Here is a 23,008-nt window from a genome sequence, read left to right on the forward strand (position 1 = left end):
GCGCCGGCCTTTCTTTGCGTTGGTATCAAAAAGCCCGGTCGGTAGCCGCGAAAGCTACCGACCGGGCAAATCGTAGACAATATGGTTGCTGTCGAGCAGCTGCTCAGCTTAGCCCAGCAGGCTTAAGCCCACGGAGACAAACGCCAGGATAACGCCGACGATGGACTCGCCGCCGAGCAGGCCGCTGGCGACAACCAGACCCTGTTCCTGGAAGGCGGCGTCCTTAGCAGCTCTCTCCTCGTCAGAAAGACCAGCGGTGGCGTCGCGGTGGGCGGACCACTTGTCGTAGGCGAGTTTAACGCAGGAGCCTAGGAAGGCCGTGAGCGACATGTAGAACGGCAGGTACACGCCCAGGCCGATCATCATGGCCGGAATGCCGAGCCAGTACATGACGATGCCGGCGATAAAGCCGCCTGCGAACCACGGCACGCTCGGGATGCCCGAGACCATGGTGGCGACCACGCTTGCCTGCGCGGCCACAAAGCTCTTGTCGGGGCCGAAGGCGTCCGGACCATAGGCGGTGACGAGCGCGACCATGACGGCGGCGGCGACCAGGGCGCCCACGATGCCGCCGATGGCCTGGCCGATCCACTGCGCACGCGGGTTGGTGCCCAGCACGGCGCCGGCCTTAAAGTCGTTCATGACGTCGCCCGCAAGGCCGCACGCCACGGCTACGATGCCGGCGATAAAGAACAGCTTGACCTGAGCGATCTGTGCAAAGGCAGCCACGATGAGCATAACGATGAGGCCAAAGATCTCCATGGGGTCGATACCCGTCTGGCCGCAGCTCTGTGCGCTCATGATGGTGGTGACAAAGGTGAACAGCGTCACGATGACGGCCGGAACGGGGCCAAGGTCAAGCACGATGGCGATGATCACGGCGATGGCGGCAGCGCCCAGGCCGATGATGCCGGCGTCGAGCTTAAGGGAGCCCGAGATGAGCGACTGCTCGTCGGTGTCGGTGGAGCTGTCGGCGGCAAGACCGCGGACGATGCCGGCGACCTGCGGCAGGATGTCCTTGAGGACGACGGCGACGCCAAAGCCCATCATGAGGCCCATGCCCAGGGACTTGACGATGCCCTGCGCAGTCACAACGTCGAACAGACCGGCAGCGGTGCCGCCCACGATGATGCCAAAGTTGCCCAGCAGGGCGCCGGCAAACCAGAAGGCGACCGGGGCGAAGCCCACGAGGAAGCCGACGGAGAGCAGCATGGGCGAGTTGTAGATGCCAAAGGTCACGCCGGGGATGTTGAGCGTGCATAGCATGCTGGGCACCACGCCCAGAGCGTCGCGAAGCACGCTGTAGATGCCTGCGATGGCCATGGAACCAAAGAGCTGCTTGCCGGTTTTGCCGCCAGCCTCGGTCGCGCGCAAGGTCTGAGCTGCGGCGTTGCCGGTGGGGAACTCAAGCGCGGCGTCCACGATAAAGTGACGGTGGATGAGTGCGGTGGCCAGCAGGCCCAGGATGGTGCCGGCGAGTGCCACGATAAACATGTCGAGCCAGCTGATCTGGTCGGCATAGCCCAGCATCCAGGCGCCCGGGATGGTAAACGCCAGGCCGCCGGCGACCATGGCGCCTGCGGACATGATGGTGTGGGTGACGTTGGCCTCGTTGAGGCTGGCGTTGCCCATGAGCTTAAGGAAGAACAGCGAGATGACGGCAGCGAAGACGATCGGCCAGGGGAGTGCGCCCATCTTGAGGGCGGTGTAGGCCGAGCTTGCCGTGATGATCACGCAGCCAAGGACGCCGATGACGACGCCGCGCAGCGTGAGTTGCCCGCGCATCGAAGCGCGGTTCGAGGGATTGCTCATATAAAACTCCTTTGCGTATATCCGCTTCCCCCGGGAGCGCCGTTACGGATACGGCGCGGGAAGTCGGGTTACCAAGGGCCGCCGCGTGAGCTCGCGCGCGACCGCGCACCAGTATAGCCGCAAGCTAGTCATTTTGGGATGACTGGTTTAGGTAGGCGATATACTGCTGGGCAGACGAAAGGAGCGCCGACGATGCTTAATGGGTGCGCATATATATTGACGGTCGACGTGGGCAACACGTTCATTCGCTTTGGCCTGTTTGCCGAGGATTCAGCCGCGGCACAGGAATGCCCGCTCGCGACGTGCGAGATCACCACGCCGTCGAGCATTACGGCAGACGAGGCGCGCATGAGGCTCGCGCAGGTCATGGGTGCACTGGCAGCCGATGCGGGCATGCCGGGCGCGCTTGTGCCCACGGCTGCCGTGCTGAGCTGCGTGGTGCCGGCGCTCGAGCGCCCGTGGAAGACGGCGCTTTCTCGCACCTGCACGGGGCGCGTGCTCACCGTGGGGCCGGGTCTCAAGACCGGTATGCCCGTGCACTACGACGATCCGGCCGAGATCGGCCCCGACCGCATCGCCGACGCCGTGGCGGCACGCGCCGTCTACGGCTCTCCCTGCATCGTGATCGACTTGGGTACCACGACCAATATCGAGGTCATCGACGCGCGCGGCACCTTTGTGGGCGGCGTCATCGCGCCGGGTCTGGCGCTTGGCGCCCGCTCGCTTTCGGCTGCTGCGGCGCGTCTGCCGCAGGTCGAGCCCTCGGCACCCACGCATGTGATCGGTCGCAACACGCGCGAGGCCATGCGTTCGGGCGTGGTTCTGGGCGAGGTAGCCCGCATCGACGGCATGCTCGACATGGTGCTCGCCGAGATGCGCGCGACCAAGGCCGCGGGGGAGGGCGACGTGCCCATCGTCATTACCGGCGACGACGCCGAGGCGCTCGCGTCGCTGGTCGGCCACAGCCTGACGGTAGACGACGCGCTGACGTTGCGAGGACTCGCCGAGCTCTACCGCATCAACCAAAAGCCCCGCCGCGTGTAAAAGTGAGGGCGCCGGTGGGACAAACGCCCCCACCTTTCACCTGCTACAATGGGTCAAACTATTGCGATTACGGAGGTGTCTGCCATGTCGGACGATCTTCATCAAACTTCGTCAGGCAAGCGCCTGGACGTCATTAGCTGGGACGAGTTCTTTATGAGCGTGGCCATCGCCGCACAGCGCCGCAGCAAGGACCCCAACACGCAGGTGGGTGCGTGCATCGCCAGCACCAACCACCGTATCCTTTCGGTGGGCTACAACGGTACGCCCTCGGCGCTCAACGACGACTTTTTCCCGTGGGGTACGAGCGACGACCCGCTGCAGGACAAGCACAACTACGTGGTCCATGCCGAGGCCAACGCCGTGCTCAACTACCGTGGCTCGCTCAAGGACCTCGAGGGTTCCACGGTCTACGTCACGCTGTTCCCGTGCCATGACTGCGCCAAGATTTTGGCGCAGGTGGGTGTGGGCGAGGTTGTCTACCTGGACAACAAGTACGCCGACACCGACGACGGCCGCATCAGCCGCCGCATTCTCGACTCCTGCGGTATTAGCTACCGCCAGGTTATCGTCGATGTTCACATCGGTACCGAGGGACAGGCTCAGCAGTAGCGCGTGGCAATGCCATCTGGCAACAAAAGGCAGCTAAAAGAGACCCGTCCCAAATTGACCGCTCGTGAAAGTCGTGTCCGCACGCATGGCTGGCGCCTAAGCGGGTACATGGCTGTAGTAACATGGCCCCTGTCCGCGGGCGTGCCCGCGTTATTGTGAGAAAGGAGCCCCTGTGGCTGTTAACGAAGAGCTGCTTAAGAAGGTTCTTGAAGAGATTCGCCCCAACCTGCAGGCCGACGGCGGCGATATGGAGTATGTGGGCGTTGACGACGAGGGCGTCGTCCAGCTTGAGCTTCAGGGCGCCTGCGCCGGCTGCCCTATGAGCGCACTGACCCTGTCCATGGGTATCGAGCGCATCCTGAAGGAGCATGTGCCCGGCGTTACCCGTGTCGAGCAGATCAATGCCTCCGGCGAGACCGACGACCTGTACGACGAGTACGCGCCGTTCTAAGATGCGAAGGCTGCGGACGGCATACTCCGCATAGACGTTACGCCCAAATATGCGGCTGCGAGCGCAAGGCCCGCGGCCGCATTTGTATGTAGGGAGTAGGAGGGTCGACATGCTCAACGACTTCTACCATATGCTTGATCCTGTCGCGATCTCGGCGGGCCCCATCACTATCTACTGGTACGGCCTGGCCTACGTGGTCGGCGCTCTGCTCACGGCGGTCGTCATGTACCGCACACAGCGTCGCTGGGGCTTTAACATCACGATTGACGACCTGACGAGTGTCGTGGTCGGCGTGGTCTTTGGCCTCATTATCGGTGCGCGCCTGTTCTACGTCGTCTTTTACGGTGATGGCTACTACTGGGCGCACCCGCTCGAGATCTTTGCCACCAACGAGGGCGGCATGAGCTTCCATGGCGGCTTGGTGGGCGGCATTATCGGCGGCATCATCGTGTGCCGCATGTATAAGCTCGATGCCTGGACTTTGGCAGACCTTGCCGTCATAGGCGCGCCGCTGGCCTTGTGCCTGGGCCGTTGTGCCAACTTTGTCAACGGTGAGCTGTGGGGCAAGCCGACCGATCTGCCCTGGGGCGTGGTCTTCGGTGGCACCGCGGGCGATATGCCGCGTCACCCCTCCCAGCTCTACGAGGCATTTCTTGAGGGCATCGTGCTCTTTTGCATTCTGCAGGTGCTCAGCCGCAAAAAGCCGCTACTGCCCCAAGGCACGTTTATGGGCGTGTTTGTGATGGGTTACGGCATCGTCCGCTTCCTCATTGAGTTTGTGCGCGTGCCCGATGCCCAGCTGGGCTATCTGCTTGGTGGCGTCATCACCATGGGTCAGCTGCTGAGCCTGCCGCTCGTAATTGCGGGCCTGGCGCTCATCATCTTTGCTCGTCGCCGCAACTGTCCCCAGCGCATCTACCTCGACGCCTAACCACCACAAAGGGGACAGGCACCTTTGTGGTGGTTCGCTGGGCAACGATGACAGAACCGTAACGTTTCCCCAGATAAAACCTGCCAAAATAAACCTGTCCCTTTTTGGTAGGTTTCTAGAAAGGCTCTTTGGACTGTGAAGGATTCCGACCTCTCCACAACGGCTGCGCGCGATGCCGCTCGCATCGTCTGGTTTAAGCGCTACCCCGCCAAGCAGACGCTCATCGCTTTTTTGCTTGCGCTGTTGGCGACCACGGCGTTTTCCATCGATCCTGCCCCGGTGTCGAGCAACGCAGTCTTGGCGATTGACCCCAAAGCCTCGGGCATGCTGTACGTGTGCTACGAGGTGCTCCTCTCGTTTGCCGGCCATACCGACGCGGTCATGCTGCTTGCACTTGCCTGCCTGCTCACCTTGCCGTTTCGCTACGTGTTCTTTGGCCGTGGCGACACCTGGCGTCCATCGATCATTCTGCCGTCGCTGCTCTTCGCCATCTGCATGGTGTTCGGCCGCAGCTACGATCTCACCGACTCGGCCGAGATTGTCCTTGGCGACAAAGCCCGCATCATCTGCGCCTGGATTGGCGGCGCGGGCTGGATGCTCTTGGCGGTCGTTGCCTTCTACCTTGCCTTTGAGTGTCTAGATTGGCTGAGCTCTCGGCGCATTCCGTTTTCCGAAGCGCACTTTGGCCGCGTATGGCGTGTGACTCACGCCGTGCTCTCGGTCCATCCCTTTGCCGGGCCCTTCCTGGTGCTTATGATCGCCTGGACGCCCACGCTCATCGCTTCGCTGCCTGGCCTTTTTATGGGAGATACGGGCGCGCAGATTCGCCAGTGGTTCAACTATCCCAACGGCACGAGCGACTACCTGCGCCTACTCAACCCCAACGTGCTGCTCAACGGGCATCATCCTGTAGTGCACACGGCCATTATCGGCTCGTGCGTTCAGCTGGGGCTTTCGCTGTTCAACAGCGCCAACGCAGGTCTTGCCATCTACACCTGTGCTCAGTTCGTCATCACGGCTGCCTGCATGGCCTATTCCATTTCGTCGCTGCGCAAACTGGGCGTGAGTCTGCCGGTTCGCGGTGCGATCCTGCTGTTCTTTGCGTTTATGCCGATGTTCTCTAACTACGCGGTGTTGCTCACCAAAGACGTGCTCTTTGCCGACGCGTTCTTGGTGCTGCTGGTACAGACCGTCAAGCTCGTGGCATGTGGCTTGCCCCGTCGTGATGCCAATGTCGAGCGAGCGGGCGAGAAAGCCCCTGTGCTCTTTGCGCGCCACGACTGGCTGCTGCTCGCTCTGGGCGCCATGGGTTCCACGCTCCTGCGCAACGGCGGCCTTGTGTTTCCCCTGGCGGCATGCGTAATCGCGGTGGCGTTTTGCGTATGGGACGTGCATGTGGCTCGTCGTGCAGCCAAGCAGACTGGTGCTGCGCCTTCGGGCGCCATCCCGCGTTTTCGCTGGGTTGGCGTTCTCGCGGTGCTCGCGCTCTGCCTTGCCTCTAATATGTACTTCACCAAGGTCTTTATGCCGGCGCACGATATCACGCCTGGTTCCAAGCGCGAAATCCTCTCGATCCCGTTCCAGCAGACGGCTCGTTTCGTCCAAAAGCACGACGGCCTCAACTCGGGCGTCAACCCCACGGTTAAGGAGGACGGCACCATCGTGGAGGCTCCTTGCGACGGCTTGGTGACCGACGAAGAGCGTGCCGTGATCGATCGCGTACTCAAGTACGAGAATCTGGGCCGCCGTTACAACCCGGATAAGTCGGACGCCGTCAAAAATTGCTTTAACGAGTACGCCTCGCAGGAGGACATCGATGCCTATTTTGAGGTATGGGCTCAGATGTTTAAGAAGGATCCCGAGTGCTATATTTCGGCGCTTATCAATAACTACTATGGTTATTTTTATCCGAGCGCGCGCGATGCCTGGGTCTACAGCACGGCGCGCAGTGCCGAGATTATGGCGCGTCCCGACAACCTCAAGTACTTCGACTTCCATCCGGTTGACAGCAACGTGGTGCGCTGGTGCGACCGCCTGATCAATCTGTACCGTGTGGCGGTGCAGCGCATCCCGTTTATTTCGCTCACCATGAGCTCGGCCACCTATGTGTGGATTATGATCGCCGTGGTGGTCTACCTGCTGCGTCGTCATTCATGGCGTGCGCTGGCGATCTGGGTGCCGCTGTTGGGCGTGCTCGCCGTGTGCCTGATTGGTCCGTGCAACGGCTCGACCTACATGCGCTACCTGTATCCGGTCATCGCCTGCATGCCCTTCGCCATCGGCGCCACCGTCACCCGCAGTGACTTCCTCTGGTCCTAACCTGGTGCATTGGGGTCAGGTTTCTTTGCTGCACCAAAGGGGCCATCATCACGACGCCTTCATTTTGGGGTTTATCTTGCAGGCCAGTAGGTATATCATAACGACGTTTGTTTATATTGCCCGAGCATCTGCGCTGGGCTTTAGGTCGAAACCGATAGGAGACACGTATGTCCGGACACTCTAAGTGGGCCACAACCAAGCATCGTAAGGGCGCGCAGGACGCCAAGCGTTCCGCCCTCTTCTCCAAGCTCAGCCGCAACATCACCGTTGCTGCCCGTCTCGGCGGTGACCCGCTGCCCGAGAACAACGCCAGCCTCGCCGCTGCCGTTGCCAAGGCCAAGGCTCAGTCCATGCCTAAGGACAAGATCAAGTCCGCTATCGACAAGGCTTTTGGTTCGGGTGCCGATGCCGCCGTCTACGAGAACATCGTGTACGAGGGCTACGGTCCCGCCGGTGTCGCCGTCTACGTCGACTGCCTGACCGACAACCGCAACCGTACCGCCGCTGATGTCCGTTCCGCCTTCTCCCACGCTGGTGGCAACCTGGGCACCTCCGGCTCCGTCGCCTTCCAGTTTGAGCGTAAGGGCCAGATCGTCGTCGCCAAGGAGATCCTGGACGAGAACGCCAAGAAGGAGACCATGATCGCCAACGGTGCTGCCGGTGACGAGGATGAGTTCATGATGGCCATCGCCGAGGCCGGTGGCGAGGACTACGAGGATGCCGGCGAGGAGTGGATTGTCTGGACTACTGCCAACGAGGTCATGGCTGTCTCCAAGGCGCTCGAGGAGCAGGGCGTCCAGGTCAAGGGCTCCGAGACCACCATGGTCCCGACCACCCCGACCGAGGTCTCCGGCGCCGACGCCAAGAAGGTCCAGCGCCTCATCGACCGTCTTGAGGAGCTCGACGACGTCCAGGATGTTTACAGCACCATGGACATGACCGACGAGGTCATCGCTGCCCTCGAGGAGGAGTAGCGCCCGCACGGGTTAAGCCGTGCATATCTGGGCATAATGAAGCGAGCATGCAAGCCTCGTGGAATAGATGAGCCGGATCCGCGTGCGTAGAGCACCGGACCCGGCTCTTTTATAATGATGCGAACCGTTCTGCATTTCGAGAGCCGAGATTTGAAGGGAGCGCCGCGTGCGCGTACTCAAACGAGCCCTAGCGATCGTGTATCTTGCCGCCACCATCGTGGCGCTGGGTACGCTTGTCTGCCAGTTTTGGGGGCCGTATACGTATCGCTTTATGCTGCTGATGCGCGACCCCATGCCGCGCATCGTCGTGACGGCGTGCGCCGGCGTCGTGGCGTTTGGCGTACTGCTGAGCTTTTTCCGCCTGATGTTCGCCCGTCGCGAGCCGTCCTGCGTGCATCCGGCGGGGGAGCGCAATATCGAGGTTACCCTTGCGGCGCTTTCTTCGTGCGCCAGGGTTGCTGCCGAGCGCGACGACCGCGTGATGGTCGAGCATGTCGAGGCCCGCGTCCAAGGCCCCGACGATTCGCACGTCCGTTTTAAGGTCGAGGCTATCGCGCTTGACGATAAGGACGTGGCATCTCTGGCTACCGCGATGCAGCAGCGCATCGAAGAAGCCTGCGATACCATGCTCGGCGCGCCGGGTACGACCGCGCGCGTCCGTTTTTTGCCGTCCAAGACTACCGTCCAGACCGTGGAGGTTTCCGGTGAGTGATACCAATCAAGATAAGACCGCTCGTACGCCGCGCCTGACGATTGACCAGAGCGCTACGCCGGCGAGCGAACCTGTTGATTCCAAAGCAGAGGCAACCGAGTTACAAGACGCGGCAGCCGCGGATTTTGACGAGGCTATGGGTCTCATCAAGGGTACGGGCGCTGCCATCTGGAGCTATGCTGTGCGTCATCCCAACACCACGCTCGGTGCCGTCGCCGGCTTTATCCTCGCCGTGTTGGTGCTCACGTTGGGCCTGTGGGATACGCTCGTCATTGCATTCTTCGTGCTGATCGGCGCTGTGATCGGTCAAATTCGCGACGGCGAGAACGGGATCGTCAACTTCTTCGGCCGTCTGTTTAGCGGCCGCTAATATGTATTCGACTGTCGCATCCGCGGCAGGCATAAGGAGGAACCATGGCTTTTAATACGAAGGTCGATGTAGCCGATACCGAGCTCGAGGAGAACGAGGCGGTCGTCGCCGAAGCTGAGGATGTGACGCTCGAGGACGAGGCTCTCGTCGAGGCCGAGTCCGATACGGATGAGGATGACGAGGAAGCGGACGAGTCCGAGGACTCGCTCACCTATTCCAACGGCGTGATCGAGAAGATCGTTGCCATGGCCACTCGCGAGGTTCCGCACGTTCTGGGCATGAAGGGTAACCTCATGCACTTTGTGCAGGAGCAGTTTGGTGCCGAGAATCTGACCAAGGGCGTGACGGTCGAGGTCACCGATGACAATCGCGTGGTCGTCAACATCTCCGTCATCATCGAGTACGGCGCCTATGCGCCCGCGATCTTCGACGATGTCAAGGCACGTGTCACCGAGCGCCTTGCCGCGATGACTGGCCTTGAGGTGGCGGGCGTCAACCTGCGCATCGAGGATGTCATCACCCCCGAGGAGTACGAGCACCGCACCAGCCAGCACGAATAACCTTCCAAAAGGGGACAGGTTTGTTTTGGCAGGTTTTATCTGCGAAAACGTTAAACGGCCGACCGCGCAAGCAAAAGCGTGGCCGGCCGTTTTTATACGCTCCCGATGTAGTCATACCGCTCGTCTAACTGGGGGTTGCAATCCCTACGTTCCGCGTTACTCTAATGGGCGCATTGTTTCCAAATTGTTAACGAGGAGTTGCCGTAATGGCCGACGAGCACGAAACAGAAAGCAAGGCATGGGCGATTGAGGCCGCTGCGGCAGAGGCGGCGTCGCGTGCTGCCGAGGAGGTGCATCGTCCTCCCGTGGTGCCGATGGAGCGCGTGGTCGATCGCGATGTTATCGAGCGGGGCGAGCGCGCTGGTCGCAAGCGCAGCCAGGAGCCGGGCTTTCCGCGCTTTTTTGCCGAGCTCAATTTGGGCCTGATCCTCACGGCCTTTGCCATCGTTGCGTTTAAAACCCCTAATCACTTTGCTTTTGGCGGCACCTCGGGCGTGTCGGTCATTCTGTCCACGCTGTTCCCGACCCTGCCCGTCGGCGTTTTTATGTGGATTATCAATGCGGTCCTGGTCGTTCTGGGCTTTATCTTTTTGGAGCGCAAGGCAATCCTGTGGAGCGTCTTCGCCTCGTTTGCGCTGTCCGCCTATGTTTCGCTGTTTGAGCTCTTTATTCCGACCGATGTCTCGATGACGGGCGATATGTGGCTCGACCTGTGCTTTGCCGTGATTCTGCCGGCGCTCGGCAGCGCCATCGTCTTTGATATTGGTGCCTCGACGGGCGGCACGGACATCCTCGCCATGATTCTCAAACGCCGCACCACGCTTGAGATCGGCCGTGCGCTGCTGTTGGTCGATATCGGCATCGTGACCATCGCGGCCTTCTTGTACGGTCCGCGCGTCGGTCTGTACTGCGTGCTCGGCCTGTTTGCCAAGACGCTTGTGGTCGACAAGGCCATCGAGAGCATTCACCTGCGCAAAGTCTGCACGGTCATTTGTTCCGAGCCCCTTAAGGTCGAGGAGTTTATCGTCAAGCATCTCAACCGTACGGCGACTATCAGCCGCGGCTACGGTGCTTTCTCGGGCAAGTGCGTGACGGTGATTATGAGCGTGCTGAGTCGTCGCGAGGCCGTGCAACTGCGTCGCTACGCGCGCGAGATCGATCCGGGTGCCTTTATCACGATTGTCGACAGCTCCGAGATCGTCGGCAAGGGTTTCCGCGGAACGAACTAACGCGGTCGAGCTCATCAAACAATCGAATAGCGCCCTGCGCATTGCAAATGCGTCATGTTGGAGTATTTGTCCCCACATTGGGCAATAATGATGCTAAAGACATCGTTTGCGATCCAAGTGATTCGTTCGAGATACGAAGGGATGATTCTATGTTCTGCTCGCAGTGTGGCGCCCCCATGGGCGATAACGACAAGTTCTGCGGCGCGTGTGGTGCCCCCAATGCCGGTGCCGCAGCCTCTGCCCCTCAGGGTCAGCCCCAGCAGTTTGTTCCGCAACCGCCCGTGGCGAATGCGTCCAAGGGCTGTGTGGCTCAGGCGTTTGAGGATATGACCAAGACTCCGGGCGTGCTGCAGCGCGTGTGCCAGATTGCCTTTTTACCGGCGCTCATCTGTGTCGTGTCAGTGCTCGTGCTGTTCATTCCCGTTATCGGCGGTATCGCGGCTGCCATCGGCTTTTTGGCAGCTTGCATTGCGAGCGTGTGTGGTTCCGGCTTTGGTATTGAGTGGGGTCGCGATCTGTCGCTCAAGGTTGATGACGGTATGGATCGTCCACTCATGCGTTCCACGTCGTTTGGCCTCGGAGTCTTTTCGAGCGTTATCTCGGTCGTGCTCGAGGTTATCGCTGCCATTCCCGTTATCGGTGTAGTGCTTTCGCTGGTGGAGAGCGTGGTAATTGGCGCCGCGGGCTCGTATTCGTATTACGGCTCTTATGCACTCGAGGCAGCGCTGTTCGGCTCGCTTGGCCTGCTTGTCCTGGCTATGATTGCCACGGCGGTCTTGGGGGTCTTCTTTAAGATGTTCGCCGACATTGCCGTGATGCACTTTGCGGTGACCGGTCGTGTCGAGAGCGCGTTTTCGCTCGATAAGGTCTGGGCGGCCTTTAAGCACAACAAGACCAAACTGTTCTGCGCTTCGTTCCTTCCCGAGTTTTTGACGGGCCTGGTCGCCAACGTTGTCACCTGGATCCTGACGTTCGTCTTTGGCACCATTGCCTCTGTCGGTATGTATAGCTACTACTACCGTCCTACGGCTATTGAGGCGCTTGTTACCGGCGGTGGCATCACGCTCGTATTGTTCTTGGTGCTGACGGCGTTTGTCACGGTATTCCTCACGGTCTTTGGCAAGATGCTCAAGCACCGTGCCGTTGGCTATTGGGTTGCGCGCTACGCAAGCGAGTGGGCCGACGAGGACAAGGACGACGTCCTGACCTTTGTGCTGCCGTTTGAGAAGAAGTCTGCTCCTTCGGGTTACAGCGCTCCGGATGCTTCGCCGGCACCTGCGCCCGAGCCCGAGCCCGCGCCCGAGTCTGCGCCTGAGCCTGCACCCGAGCCGGCGCCTGTGCCTGAGCCGGCACCCGCACCTGCGCCTGCAACGTCGCCCGCACCGACGTCTGCCCCGGCACCGGCCCCCGCGCCCGAGGCGACGCCTGCAGAACCCGATTGGAATGCCGTTGCCACGCCGGCGGATGAGCCGGGCGATAATCCTGCTGCCGAAAACAATCAAACCGAATAGTCGGTCGAGGCGCCCTGGGCAACTGAGCCCGGGGTGCCTTTTTCTACTGTGAAAGCAAGACAATACCTGGGAAAACGGTTGCAGATAAATTTCTCGGAAATTGGTCAATGTTGCGCAACAACGTCGCGGCTATTGTTGAGAACATAGACGTGTAAGGTTTGAAGGCGTGCGACGCCTTAGGAAAAGGAGAAGCTTATGTTCTGTCCCACTTGTGGTTCTCCCATTTCGGATGATGCCAAATTCTGCCCTGTTTGCGGTTCTGCCATCGGTGCCGCTCCCACCGCTCCGGCCCCTCAGCCCGCGCCGCAGCCTGCGCCTCAGCCCCAGCCTGCTCCGCAGCCCACGCAGATTCAGCCCACTCCGGTTCAGGCAGTTCAGCCCCAGCCTCAGCAGCAGTACACCGGGCAGCAGCAGTACGCCGGCCAGCAGCAGTATGCTCAGCAGCCTGCACCTGCCCCGATGGGCTATGCTCCGATTAAGACCGACCGTGGCGTGATCGGCTGGCTCCTGCTTTCCATCGTGACCTGCGGCATCTATTCGTATTACTTCCTCTATTGCCTTGCCCGCGACATCAATGTCATGTGCCAGGATGACGGCGATTCCACGCCGGGTCTGGCAGCATTCATCTTGCTGTCGTTCGTGACCTGCGGCTTCTACGGACTCTACTGGTACTACAAGATCGGTAACCGCCTGCAGGCTAATGCCCCTCGCTATGGCCTGATGTTCCAGGAGAACGGTACTACCGTTCTTATGTGGCAGATTGTCGGCGCGCTGCTGTGCGGCCTTGGCCCCATCTTTGCCATGAACATCATCATCAAGAACACCAATGCCATGGCAACGGCTTACAACACCCGTCTTGGCGCTCGTGCCTAACGATAAGAACGGCGTGAACAGCTCCCAGGGACATAAGGGCGCGGCGGAGCTCATTCGCCGCGCCCTTTCTTGCATCGGCGCGCTCTTTGTCGCCTGGCTCGCACTCTACCTGCTCGATATCGGCTGCGTGTTTCGCCTGATGACGGGCATTCCCTGTCCGGGATGCGGCATGACAAGGGCCTGGCTGGCAGCACTGCGCCTCGGTTTTGCGGCTGCCTTTGCCTACCATCCGCTGTTTTGGGTGGTGCCGATTGCGTTTGCGCTCGCGTTCGTGCGCGAGGAGGCGGTATCGAGCAAGCTAAAGCGTGGCATCGACATTGCGGTTATTGTTCTGTGTGTGCTGGTCGTTGCCGTATGGATCGTGCGCCTTATCAACCCGGCAGACGCGGGCCTGCTCCTTGGTGGTCACGTTCCCACCGGAGTTCCCACCGATATCATCCACCTCGAAACCCCACGCTGGCTCACCATCCTTCGCTCTTACCTGTCGTGACGGAGGACGCGCTAGAAAAGCATCGACACATAAGCGGGGGGCGAACGTTGAGATAACGTTCGCCCCCGCTTTGCTCTAGCCAGGTTGTTACGGGTGGACGTGACGGCTACTCGCCATGCTTCTCCTCGTGGCGAGCAGCGGCACGGGCATCGTGAATGCCCTTGATGGCGGCATGGCGGGCGGTGCGGGCGTCGTGCACGGCGTCGCGGGCCTCGGCGGCCGTTGCCTTGGCAGAGCGCAGCTTGGCTGCCAGGTCGGGATTGGTCTCGGCAACCGCGGCGATTGTGGGGCCGTCGAGCTCCTCTTGTGTGGGCTCGGCCAAAAAGTCGATGGCATACTGAGCGGCTACCATGGAGCCCTTGGCGAGCGCGCTCTCGTCGATCTTGTAGAAGCAGGAGTGCTGGGCATAGGTGGCGCCAATCTGGGGGTTGCGCGTGCCAACAAAGGCGAGCACGCCCGGCACGCGGCGCAGGTACTCCGAGAAGTCCTCGCCCGAAAGCGTGCCGCGGTAATGGCCCTCGCCTGCGGGGCCCAGGCACTTGAGCACAGCTTGGCGGCAACGCTCGCTCGAGGCGGCATCGTTTTCGACCTTGTAGTTGGCGATGGTGTAGTCGGTGAGTTCGGCCTCGGCGCCTAGTGCTGCTGCGGTGTGCTCCACGATGCGGCGCATAAGCTCGGGCATTTCCTCATGCGTCTTGTCGCCATAGGTGCGCACCGTGCCGGCGAGGTATGCCGTGCCGGCGATAACGTTGCGCGCGGTGCCGCCGTGCAGTTCGCCGACGGTGATGACGGCGGGTTCGTAGGGGCTAATCTCGCGCGAGACGATGGTCTGCAGGGCGTTGACGATTTCGGCGGCAACCATAACGGCGTCGTGGCCGCGCTGGGGCATGGCGCCATGGCACGAGGTGCCGCGGACATCAATGCGGAACCAGTCGGTGTTTGCCATGCGCGGACCGGGCTCGCAGCTCACGGTGCCGGCATCGACCTCGCTCCAGATGTGCGCGGCATAGGCACCGTCGACGCCATCGAGTACGCCCGTGCCGATCATGAGCTTGGCGCCCTGGCCGTTTTCCTCGCTGGGCTGGAAAACGATGCGAATCTCGCCGTGGATGTCATCGGTCATGTGGCGCAGAATCTGCAACGTGCCGAGCATCATGGCGATATGGCAGTCGTGGCCGCAGGCGTGCATGCAGCCCTCGTTGACGCTGGCGAACTCCTCGCCGGTCTGCTCGGTGACGGGCAGGGCGTCGATGTCGGCGCGCAGCAGGATACGGCGGCGCGGCGTGCCGTCCTCGCGGTAGGCATCGGGCGCGGTGCCGCGGAGTGTCGCCACCAGGCCCGTCTTGAGTGGACGCTCGTAGGGGATATTCATGGCGTCGAGCTGGTTGGCGATGTCGGAAGTCGTGCGCTCCTCGGCAAGGCTCAGCTCCGGGTGCTTATGGAAGTGCCGGCGCTGCTTGATGATGTAGGGTTCAAACTCGGCGGCGATATCATGGATGGCCGCGGTGACGTCGTCTGCCGCGCGAACCTCGGTTGCCGCCATAATCTGCTGTGCCTTGGTCTTCGTCATGGTCGATTTGCTCCTTGCTGGCTCGATCGCAAAATCGTACAGGCTCTCTCCAGTATGCCACCTGCCGCTAGGGCTGGTAAAGTTGCCGTTTGCCGCTTGGGGTTTTGTTGCAAGGGCGGGGGAGTACACTCGGGGATGTTGAATTACCTGCCAGAGATGGGGATGCTCATGCAGCATATCGATCGGATTATCCGCTCCAAGAACGTTTTTACCGCCCAAGACGGTATCGATACCGCCCGCGAGCTGGCGATCGCCATCGCGGGTGATCGCATCGTCGCAGTCGGCGCGCCCGATGACGTGATTGACGCCGCACCTGCCGCCACGCCGGTGGTCGATTACGGCGAGCAGTTTGTCTGCCCCGGTTTCCACGATGCGCACTTGCATTTCTTCCATACTTCGGTTGGCTCCTCGCCGTACATGCTCATGGATATGGGCACGTCCGAGGCAGCATTGGTGCAGCATGCGCTCGAGTTTTCCCAAGGCTTGCCAGATGACGCCTGGGTCGTGACCCAGGGTTGGCGCGATTACCGCTGGGATCCGCCCGAGCACCCTACCAAGGCCTCCCTCGATGCGGCATTTCCCGATCGTCCCTGCGTTATGTACTCGGGCGACGGGCACACGCTGTGGCTTAACAGCCGCGCACTCGAGGCGCTCGGCGTTACGCGCGACAGCGAGCCTCCGGCGGGTGGCAGTTACGACAAAGATGCAAATGGCGAGCTTACGGGTATCGCCCACGAGGCGGCTGCTATGCAGCTGCTGCCGCGCTGCCTGGAGTGGCTGGGCGAGGACCGCATCGCGAGCGCTTACGCCGACCAGATGAAGCGTATGGCCGAGCAAGGCATCACCTCAATCTGCGATATGTCGCTCATGCCCATGCCGGGCTGCGACTTTATTCGCGACGATGTTTACGACAAGCTGCAGGCCTCCGGCAAGCTGGGCATCCGCGCCCATCTGTTTCCCACGCTGCTGGATGACCAGTCGCGCTTGGAAGAACTCCAGACCCGCTACGCGAACAACGCGCTGCTCTCGGCGCCAGGCTTTAAACAGTTCTTCGACGGCGTGTCGAGCGAGCATACCGCATACCTCACTGAGCCCTATACCAACCCGCGCTTCCCGGGCGACCAGGGCCGCCTGACGGTCCCTGTCGAGCGTATGCGCAAGTTGGTTTTGGCGGCAGCCGAGCGTGACCATACCGTGCGCATCCACGTTATCGGCGACGGTGCCATCCATGCTGCGCTCGATATCTTTGAGGAGGCGGCAGAGCTCTACGGCTTGCCCCAGCACGGCCACAATACGCTTGAGCACCTGGAGAATCTGCTGCCTCAGGACATCGATCGTCTGCGCAAGCTCAACGTCATTGCCTCGAGCCAGCCTTGCCACATCACGCTCGACCCGGGTGGCCCGGAGCGCGACCTGGGCCTGGAACGCAGCCGCATCATGTGGCCGTTCGCAACTTATCAGCAGCGCGGTATCCGTCAAGCTTTCGGTACCGACAGCCCCATCACGGCCGTTACCAGCATGAACGTGCTCTACACGGCTATCACGCGCCAAGATCCCCGCAGCCACTGGCCCGAGGGCGGCTGGCTGCCGAGCGAGCGTATCGACGCGGCAACGGCCCTGCGCAGCTACACGCTTGGCAGCGCGTACGCAGCGGGCGACGAGCAAAACCTCGGCAGCCTGGAACCCGGCAAATACGCCGACCTGGTAGTCCTGGACCGAAACCTGCTCACCGTTGACCCCCAAGAGCTCCAGGCCACCAAGGTTCAGGCCACCTACCTGGCGGGCAACTTAATCTACGAGCGCTAATATTCATGCCGTACCGTTAAACGCGGCTCGGGCAGCCTGTTTTGGGATGGCGCTCGAGCCGCGTTTGTTTGCCGATGGGGGTTCGTTAGGAGCGTCCCCTCTCTGCTGGATTTGGGCGCAGGGTGGAAGCGCTGCTGCTCCGCGCGCTCAATTGGGACATCAGCGATGCTTTCTCTTAGCGTTTTGCATACTTCCAGTTGCAGATTGCAAAAAAAGTTGAGATGTTCTTTCCGGTCCTGATGTACCCCCGCCTGGGCCGTGCAAAAAATGGAGTATTCAGCACCGTGAGCTCTGCCGGTGCCGCTGCAGTCGGGTGGCATTGCGGAGATCGACGTCATTTTGGGGTCCGGTGTGGCGCGAGGCACGCTTTTTTGTCCTGACGGGATTTGCCCGTCGACCCAAATCGCCGGTCAAAGGCGTTCTTGGGACCAATATGGTGTGTCCGGCGCGTATGCAGCCGTCCTGGCCTGCTGAAAACTCCCAAAAATGCACGCTGCTCCCCAGGGGACCCGTGCGAGCGGCGAAAACCATGCCCAAGTCGCTGCCCGCATCGCCATTTTGCTGCACTGACTTTTCTGAATACCGGGCCCGAGATTGGTCAACCCTAGGCTCCCGGAGCTGCGTTGGGGTCGGTTTCGTTGGCGGCCGCCTGCTTATGGGTGGCAAAGACCGAGCCTTCGTGGTCGAAGAGCTTACGATATTGCATGCGGTCCAGGCGATCGCGCGCATTAGCGGTCTTGGCGGGAACGTTTTTGGCCTCGGCTGTATACCAAACGCCGTGCGCATCCTGCGCCCCCACCACGTTTATCGCCGGCATGTGCGCTCGGTTTTGCAAGCGTGCGCGTTGGTAGGCGGTGAGCGGGGCACCGATGGCATTGAGTGCGAGTGCACCGACGTTATTGATGCTTGTGTTGAGTTCCCCACTCGTTTGTGCGTTGCCGGCGACATCGTAGTTCGCCCAGACCACATAGCGTGTCTGCCAGATGCGCTCGGTATGGGTGGCATCGTCCTCATCGGTAAAGTAGAGGTCGTTGTAGCGGTCGGTGAAGAACGGCTGGTGGTCGCCGTACATCACCACGACGACGGGGCGGTCGAGATCACGCAGCTTTTCCAGGAAGGCGGCGAAGGCGGCATCGGACGCTTCCATGAGCGAGCAGTATTCATTGGTCCAGGTGATAACTTTGTCGGACACACCTTCGACGGCAAGGTGCAGTTGCTGGTCGGTGGGCACCAAGCCCGTGTCATAGGCGGAGTGGTTTTGCATCGTCACGTCGTGGATGAAGATCGGCTGGTCGCTCTGCTTTAGTACCTCGAGGCACTTGTCGTAGGTGGCGGCGTCGGTGACCTTGCGGCAGAGCTCGGGTGCGCCGGCGAAGTCCTCGATCGAGAGGAACTCGTCGAATCCCATGTCCGCGAAGACGTTCTCGCGATTCCAGTTGGTGGCGTGGTTGGGGTGCATGGCCACGGTGCGATAGCCGAGTCTCTTGAACTGACGGGCGAGGTTCTCGCTCGGGGCCAGGTTGTAGCTCATGAACGGGTAGACGCCAGCGCCCAGGAATGCCATGGAGTGTCCGGTTAAGAACTCGAACTCGCTGTTACAGGTGCCGGCACCGAAGGCGCTCATGTAGCTCACTCCCTGCAGAAGCGCGTTATCGATGGCTTTGAAGCGCTCGGGCCCCTTATAGCCACAGCCCAGTTCGTTAAAGATTGAAAGGTCGGCGAAGGACTCGTTCATGATACAGATGACTGAGGGCTTGAGCTGGTCAAACTGTTCGACGGCAGCGGCACGGGAGGGGTCGGCGATGCCGTTCGTGCCCGCGTTCCAGCGCGCGGCAAGGCGCTTGATGATCGCCGAGGCCTCACCGCTCTTGTAGTGCTTGGGTTTAGGCGGCACCATTTTTTGCGCGCTCGAAATAAAGGTGGGGAGAAACCCCTGACTGTAATAGCTTTCGAGGGGCTTCCAGGTATGAAGCTTGATGCCCAAGGTGTCGTAATAGCTGATGAAGGCCTGCGCCCCCAGTGCGGCTCCGGCAACAAGTGCGGTACGACGGTCGACGGAGAGGGGGAGTTTGGATTTGGTTGCGACTGGATGCTCCCTCGGCGCTGTCGATGTCCCCTCGGTTGCCGGAGACGCCTTTGAGTCCTTCGATTTCAAGGACGCAGACATCGCATGGTCGATGGACTCGGGGGACGTTTCCGATGCGCGGCGCGGCGGTCGCCCACATGCATCACGCGGAATGAGGACGATAAGCGCGATTCCCAAGGCCGCGGCGGCAAGCCCCATGAAGCAGAAAGTGCTGAGCTCATAGGTGTAGCTGCCGGCGACCGTCGCAGCGGTCGAGAGGGCGAACAGGTCTCCGGGTTGGATGGGCATCGATTTGAACGTGATTACGAAGTACTCGGCGATACCGATGCTGGCGAGCGCAACGATGCCAACGATTGCGGGGGTCTTACGGCGGTGCGGCAGATAGAACAACAGGCACAAGAAGCAGAAGATGAGCAAAAGCTCTAAAAGTGCCGGTCCGGCCTGCATCTTCCATAGTTCATGGTTGGAGGGCAGCTCGAGGGCGAGCATCGAGCATATCGATGCGCCGCCGATCGTTGCCAGCGTACGGGGGTAGGGATGGTCGGTCATCCAGCTTTTCAGATCCTTCATGCTCATCTTCATCGTCTCTGTTCCTTACTCCTAGTTCAGCGTCTTCACGAGCTTCTCCAGGTTGTCGTTCATGATGGGTGGGTAATCCTCGCCGGCTTTAAGCTGTTTGTCAGTGAGCCCCTCGACGGGGTCGAGCTGGACGCATTGTCGTCAGAAGCGGCGAGAGCAAAGACCGCACTTAAAAGGGGCATATATGCCGCCGCCATGGGGCCACGGTGACGAATAGGACGCCGCTTGGGATGGCGACGGTAGATTCGGTTGTCCATAGATTGCTCCTGAATTGAAAACGGCTGCGTCGGGGTGCCGACGGCCGAAGGCGATGCCGCTGTGGCACGCGGTAGCTATTTGATTCAATTGGGAGCCGCTAATCGTCCAGACGGACCCTGAGGGATAATAGGGTGACCGGGGCATATGAAGATCGCTCGGTGCCGATGACGGCTAGGGCGGAGATCAGCAAGAGGATGATGAACGATGTCGCGCCCACGGGGACGGTGTCACCGCCACGGGCGATCGACAGATTGCCGGCGAGCTCGGCGCAGATGGTGCAGCCCGCGCCGGTGCAGTCATGATGCAACTCATGGGCGGCTGCGATGGGGGAGAGGATGGTTACCGCGAGAAGGGCGAAGACGAGAGCCAGGGCGAGCAGGCGAGTGCGAACGGGCGGCATGGAGTCGTGTGCATCGCGATTCGGTGCTATATCTCGCCACGCCGAGGTGCTCAGTTCATCAGTCATCTGCCCTCCCTTCCTCTCATCTGGGCATATTTCATCTGGAGGATTGTAGTCTTGAGAAGCTGATTCACAAAGTTGCCGCGCTAAAACTTCATGCTTTCCGGTCCGCCTTGGGGCCGAGCATAAGTTATCCCCCGGCATTCAGAAAATCTAAGTGCCAAAAAATAAGATTTTTTGACTCCGTGTTGTATAACCCGCCATTCGTGGGTACCATTCAACGCGTACGCAAACAAAAAGGGTTAACCCGCGCGGCATGACCGCGCGGCCCACAAAGGAGGAAACAAGCATGTCGTCTTTGAAGCCGCTTGCAGATCGCGTCCTGGTCAAGCCCGACGAGGCCGAGCAGAAGACCGCTTCTGGTCTGTATATCGCCAGCAACGCTCAGGAGAAGCCGCAGCGCGGCACCATCGTTGCCGTTGGCGCCGGTAAGGTCAACGACAAGGGTGAGCGCATCCCTATGGACGTTCAGGTCGGCGACGTTGTCATCTACGGTAAGTTCGGCGGCAACGAGGTCAAGGTCGACGGCGAGAAGTATCTGCTGATGCGCGCCGACGACATCTACGCCGTCGTCGAGGCCTAGTCTCGTCAGAATCTCTGATTCGTCTTTGAACGCGCCCGCCGCATAGGACTCGGAAGCGGCGACGCGAGTCACATTTCTTTTGGAGGATTACCTACCATGGCAAAGAACATTACGTTCAACACCGATGCCCGCGCCAAGCTCGCCAAGGGCGTCAACACTCTGGCCGACGCCGTTACCGTCACCATGGGCCCCAAGGGCCGTTACGTCGCTCTGCAGCGCACGTTCGGTGCCCCGACCATCACCAACGACGGCGTTTCCGTCGCTAAGGAGATTGAGCTCGAGGACAACATCGAGAACATGGGCGCCCAGCTGGTGAAGGAGGTCGCCACCAAGACCAACGACACCGTGGGTGACGGCACCACCACCGCAACCCTGCTCGCTCAGGCTATCGTCAACGACGGTCTGCGCAACGTCGCCGCCGGCGCCAACCCGCTGGCCATCCGTCGCGGCATCGACAAGGCTGTAAACGCCGCCGTCGCCGAGATGAAGAAGCAGGCCAAGCCGGTCGAGACCAAGGAGCAGATCGCTTCTGTCGGCACCATCTCCGCTGGTGACCCCGAGGTTGGCGAGAAGATCGCCGAGGCCATGGAGGTCGTGGGCAAGGACGGCGTCATCACCGTCGAGGATTCCCAGACGTTCGACATCACCATCGACACCGTCGAGGGCATGCAGTTCGACAAGGGCTACGTCTCCGCTTACTTCGTCACGGACAACGACCGCATGGAGGCCGTGATGAAGGATCCGTACATCCTCATCACCGACCAGAAGATCTCCAGCGTCCAGGACATCATGCCTGTTCTCGAGGCTGTCCAGCGCGCCGGCCGTGGCCTGCTCATCATCGCTGAGGACATCGACGGCGAGGCTCTGCCGACCCTGGTCCTCAACAAGATCCGTGGCGCTCTCAACGTCTGCGCCGTCAAGGCCCCGGGCTACGGCGATCGCCGCAAGCGCATCCTCGAGGACATCGCCGTCCTCACCGGTGGTCAGGCTGCTCTGGACGAGCTGGGCGTGAAGGTCGCTGACATCACCGCCGATATGCTCGGCACCGCTAAGTCCGTCACCATTTCCAAGGACAACACCGTTGTCGTCGGCGGCGCTGGCTCCAAGGAGGCCATTGACGCCCGTATCGCTCAGATTAAGGGCGAGATGGAGAACACCACCTCTGACTTCGACCGTGAGAAGCTCCAGGAGCGCCTGGCCAAGCTCTCCGGTGGCGTTGCCGTCATCAAGGTCGGCGCTGCTACCGAGTCCGAGCTCAAGGAGATCAAGCACCGCGTTGAGGATGCCCTGCAGGCTACCCGCGCTGCTGTCGAGGAGGGCATCGTCGCCGGCGGTGGCGTCGCCTTCATGGACGCTGCTCCTGCGCTCGATGCTGTCGAGATCGACGACCCCGAGGAGAAGATCGGCGTCGACATCGTCAAGAAGGCTCTGACCGCCCCGGTTGCCACCATCGCCAAGAACGCTGGCTTTGAGGGCGCTGTCGTGGTCGACAAGGTTGCCGAGCTGCCCGCCGGCCAGGGTCTCAACTCTGCCAACGGCGAGTGGGGCGACATGATTGAGATGGGCGTTCTCGACCCCGTCAAGGTCAGCCGCGTCACCCTGCAGAACGCTGCTTCTGTCGCCAGCCTGATCCTTATCACCGAGGCCACCGTCTCCGATGTGCCCAAGAACACTCAGCTTGAGGACGCTATTGCTGCTGCCACCGCTGGTCAGCAGGGCGGCGGTATGTACTAAGGCCGACAAGGTCTAGAACTCCCACCGGGAATCCGGGGGCGTGACGG

20 protein-coding genes are annotated in these 23,008 nt (G+C 61.0%); 16 read left to right on the forward strand and 4 right to left on the reverse strand.

The window, feature by feature from the left end; genetic code table 11:
* Positions 1–108: 108 nt before the first annotated feature.
* Positions 109–1,812, reverse strand: coding sequence for an OPT/YSL family transporter (locus DW195_RS06995; protein ID WP_118206286.1), 1,704 nt, complete (start codon positions 1,810–1,812; stop codon positions 109–111).
* Between the two features lie 192 nt (positions 1,813–2,004).
* On the opposite strand from DW195_RS06995, the gene DW195_RS07000 reads away from it, so the two are divergent.
* The 13 genes from DW195_RS07000 (at position 2,005) to DW195_RS07065 (ending at position 13,885) form a co-directional block, all read left to right on the forward strand.
* On the forward strand, positions 2,005–2,856 hold the full coding sequence (locus DW195_RS07000; RefSeq protein ID WP_118206287.1) for a type III pantothenate kinase: 852 nt from the start codon (positions 2,005–2,007) through the stop codon (positions 2,854–2,856).
* A gap of 84 nt (positions 2,857–2,940) precedes the next feature.
* A complete protein-coding gene (locus DW195_RS07005) occupies positions 2,941–3,465 on the forward strand; it encodes a dCMP deaminase family protein (RefSeq protein WP_099432128.1) in 525 nt (174 codons plus the stop codon).
* Between the two features lie 172 nt (positions 3,466–3,637).
* Positions 3,638–3,916, forward strand: a complete 279-nt coding sequence (locus DW195_RS07010) for a NifU family protein (protein WP_118206288.1) — start codon at positions 3,638–3,640, stop codon at positions 3,914–3,916.
* Positions 3,917–4,025: 109 nt separating this feature from the next.
* The gene (gene lgt, locus DW195_RS07015) at positions 4,026–4,847 is read left to right on the forward strand and encodes a prolipoprotein diacylglyceryl transferase (protein ID WP_118206289.1); all 822 of its coding nucleotides are present in this window, start codon (positions 4,026–4,028) and stop codon (positions 4,845–4,847) included.
* A 135-nt stretch (positions 4,848–4,982) separates the two neighbouring features.
* Positions 4,983–7,166, forward strand: a complete 2,184-nt coding sequence (locus tag DW195_RS07020) for a DUF6020 family protein (RefSeq protein ID WP_233540836.1) — start codon at positions 4,983–4,985, stop codon at positions 7,164–7,166.
* Between the two features lie 167 nt (positions 7,167–7,333).
* Positions 7,334–8,140: a YebC/PmpR family DNA-binding transcriptional regulator gene (locus DW195_RS07025; RefSeq protein WP_006234926.1), complete on the forward strand. Its 807-nt coding sequence runs from the start codon at positions 7,334–7,336 to the stop codon at positions 8,138–8,140.
* Positions 8,141–8,306: 166 nt separating this feature from the next.
* Complete coding sequence (locus DW195_RS07030) at positions 8,307–8,852, forward strand: hypothetical protein (protein ID WP_147356496.1); 546 nt, start codon at positions 8,307–8,309, stop codon at positions 8,850–8,852.
* A complete protein-coding gene (locus DW195_RS10595; RefSeq protein ID WP_040358983.1) occupies positions 8,845–9,222 on the forward strand; it encodes a DUF2273 domain-containing protein in 378 nt (125 codons plus the stop codon). The genes DW195_RS07030 and DW195_RS10595 overlap by 8 nt, the downstream gene beginning before the upstream one ends.
* Positions 9,223–9,266: 44 nt before the next feature.
* On the forward strand, positions 9,267–9,782 hold the full coding sequence (locus DW195_RS07040; protein WP_055251999.1) for an Asp23/Gls24 family envelope stress response protein: 516 nt from the start codon (positions 9,267–9,269) through the stop codon (positions 9,780–9,782).
* A 206-nt stretch (positions 9,783–9,988) separates the two neighbouring features.
* Positions 9,989–11,011: a YitT family protein gene (locus DW195_RS07045; protein ID WP_082435553.1), complete on the forward strand. Its 1,023-nt coding sequence runs from the start codon at positions 9,989–9,991 to the stop codon at positions 11,009–11,011.
* Between the two features lie 149 nt (positions 11,012–11,160).
* Positions 11,161–12,522, forward strand: a complete 1,362-nt coding sequence (locus DW195_RS07050; RefSeq protein ID WP_158567917.1) for a zinc-ribbon domain-containing protein — start codon at positions 11,161–11,163, stop codon at positions 12,520–12,522.
* A 195-nt stretch (positions 12,523–12,717) separates the two neighbouring features.
* Positions 12,718–13,395 carry a DUF4234 domain-containing protein gene (locus DW195_RS10535; RefSeq protein WP_199576336.1) on the forward strand — a complete coding sequence of 226 codons (678 nt, stop codon included), beginning with the start codon at positions 12,718–12,720 and terminating at the stop codon, positions 13,393–13,395.
* Complete coding sequence (locus DW195_RS07065; protein WP_158566344.1) at positions 13,388–13,885, forward strand: DUF2752 domain-containing protein; 498 nt, start codon at positions 13,388–13,390, stop codon at positions 13,883–13,885. Before DW195_RS10535 ends, DW195_RS07065 begins: the two co-directional genes overlap by 8 nt.
* Before the next feature lie 106 nt (positions 13,886–13,991).
* Here the strand turns inward: DW195_RS07065 and DW195_RS07070 are convergent, their stop codons facing one another.
* Entirely contained in the window at positions 13,992–15,455 is a 1,464-nt protein-coding gene (locus DW195_RS07070; RefSeq protein ID WP_118206293.1) for a M20 family metallopeptidase, read from the reverse strand.
* A gap of 168 nt (positions 15,456–15,623) precedes the next feature.
* Between DW195_RS07070 and DW195_RS07075 the strand changes: the two genes are divergently transcribed.
* Positions 15,624–17,261 carry an amidohydrolase gene (locus DW195_RS07075; RefSeq protein WP_233539792.1) on the forward strand — a complete coding sequence of 546 codons (1,638 nt, stop codon included), beginning with the start codon at positions 15,624–15,626 and terminating at the stop codon, positions 17,259–17,261.
* A gap of 604 nt (positions 17,262–17,865) precedes the next feature.
* Here DW195_RS07075 and DW195_RS07080 read toward each other — a convergent pair.
* Both DW195_RS07080 and DW195_RS07085 read right to left on the reverse strand, forming a co-directional pair.
* Positions 17,866–19,929 carry an LTA synthase family protein gene (locus DW195_RS07080; protein WP_118206294.1) on the reverse strand — a complete coding sequence of 688 codons (2,064 nt, stop codon included), beginning with the start codon at positions 19,927–19,929 and terminating at the stop codon, positions 17,866–17,868.
* Between the two features lie 352 nt (positions 19,930–20,281).
* Positions 20,282–20,650 (reverse strand): hypothetical protein, encoded by a 369-nt coding sequence (locus DW195_RS07085; RefSeq protein ID WP_118206295.1) that lies wholly within the window; start codon positions 20,648–20,650, stop codon positions 20,282–20,284.
* A gap of 283 nt (positions 20,651–20,933) precedes the next feature.
* Here DW195_RS07085 and groES point away from each other — a divergent pair, with 283 nt between their 5' ends.
* On the forward strand, positions 20,934–21,227 hold the full coding sequence (gene groES / locus DW195_RS07090) for a co-chaperone GroES (protein ID WP_040358989.1): 294 nt from the start codon (positions 20,934–20,936) through the stop codon (positions 21,225–21,227).
* Positions 21,228–21,323: 96 nt separating this feature from the next.
* On the forward strand, positions 21,324–22,961 hold the full coding sequence (gene groL, locus DW195_RS07095) for a chaperonin GroEL (protein ID WP_006234938.1): 1,638 nt from the start codon (positions 21,324–21,326) through the stop codon (positions 22,959–22,961).
* Positions 22,962–23,008 lie beyond the last annotated feature (47 nt).

The organism is Collinsella sp. AM17-1 (genome assembly GCF_003470665.1).
GTDB lineage: Bacteria > Actinomycetota > Coriobacteriia > Coriobacteriales > Coriobacteriaceae > Collinsella.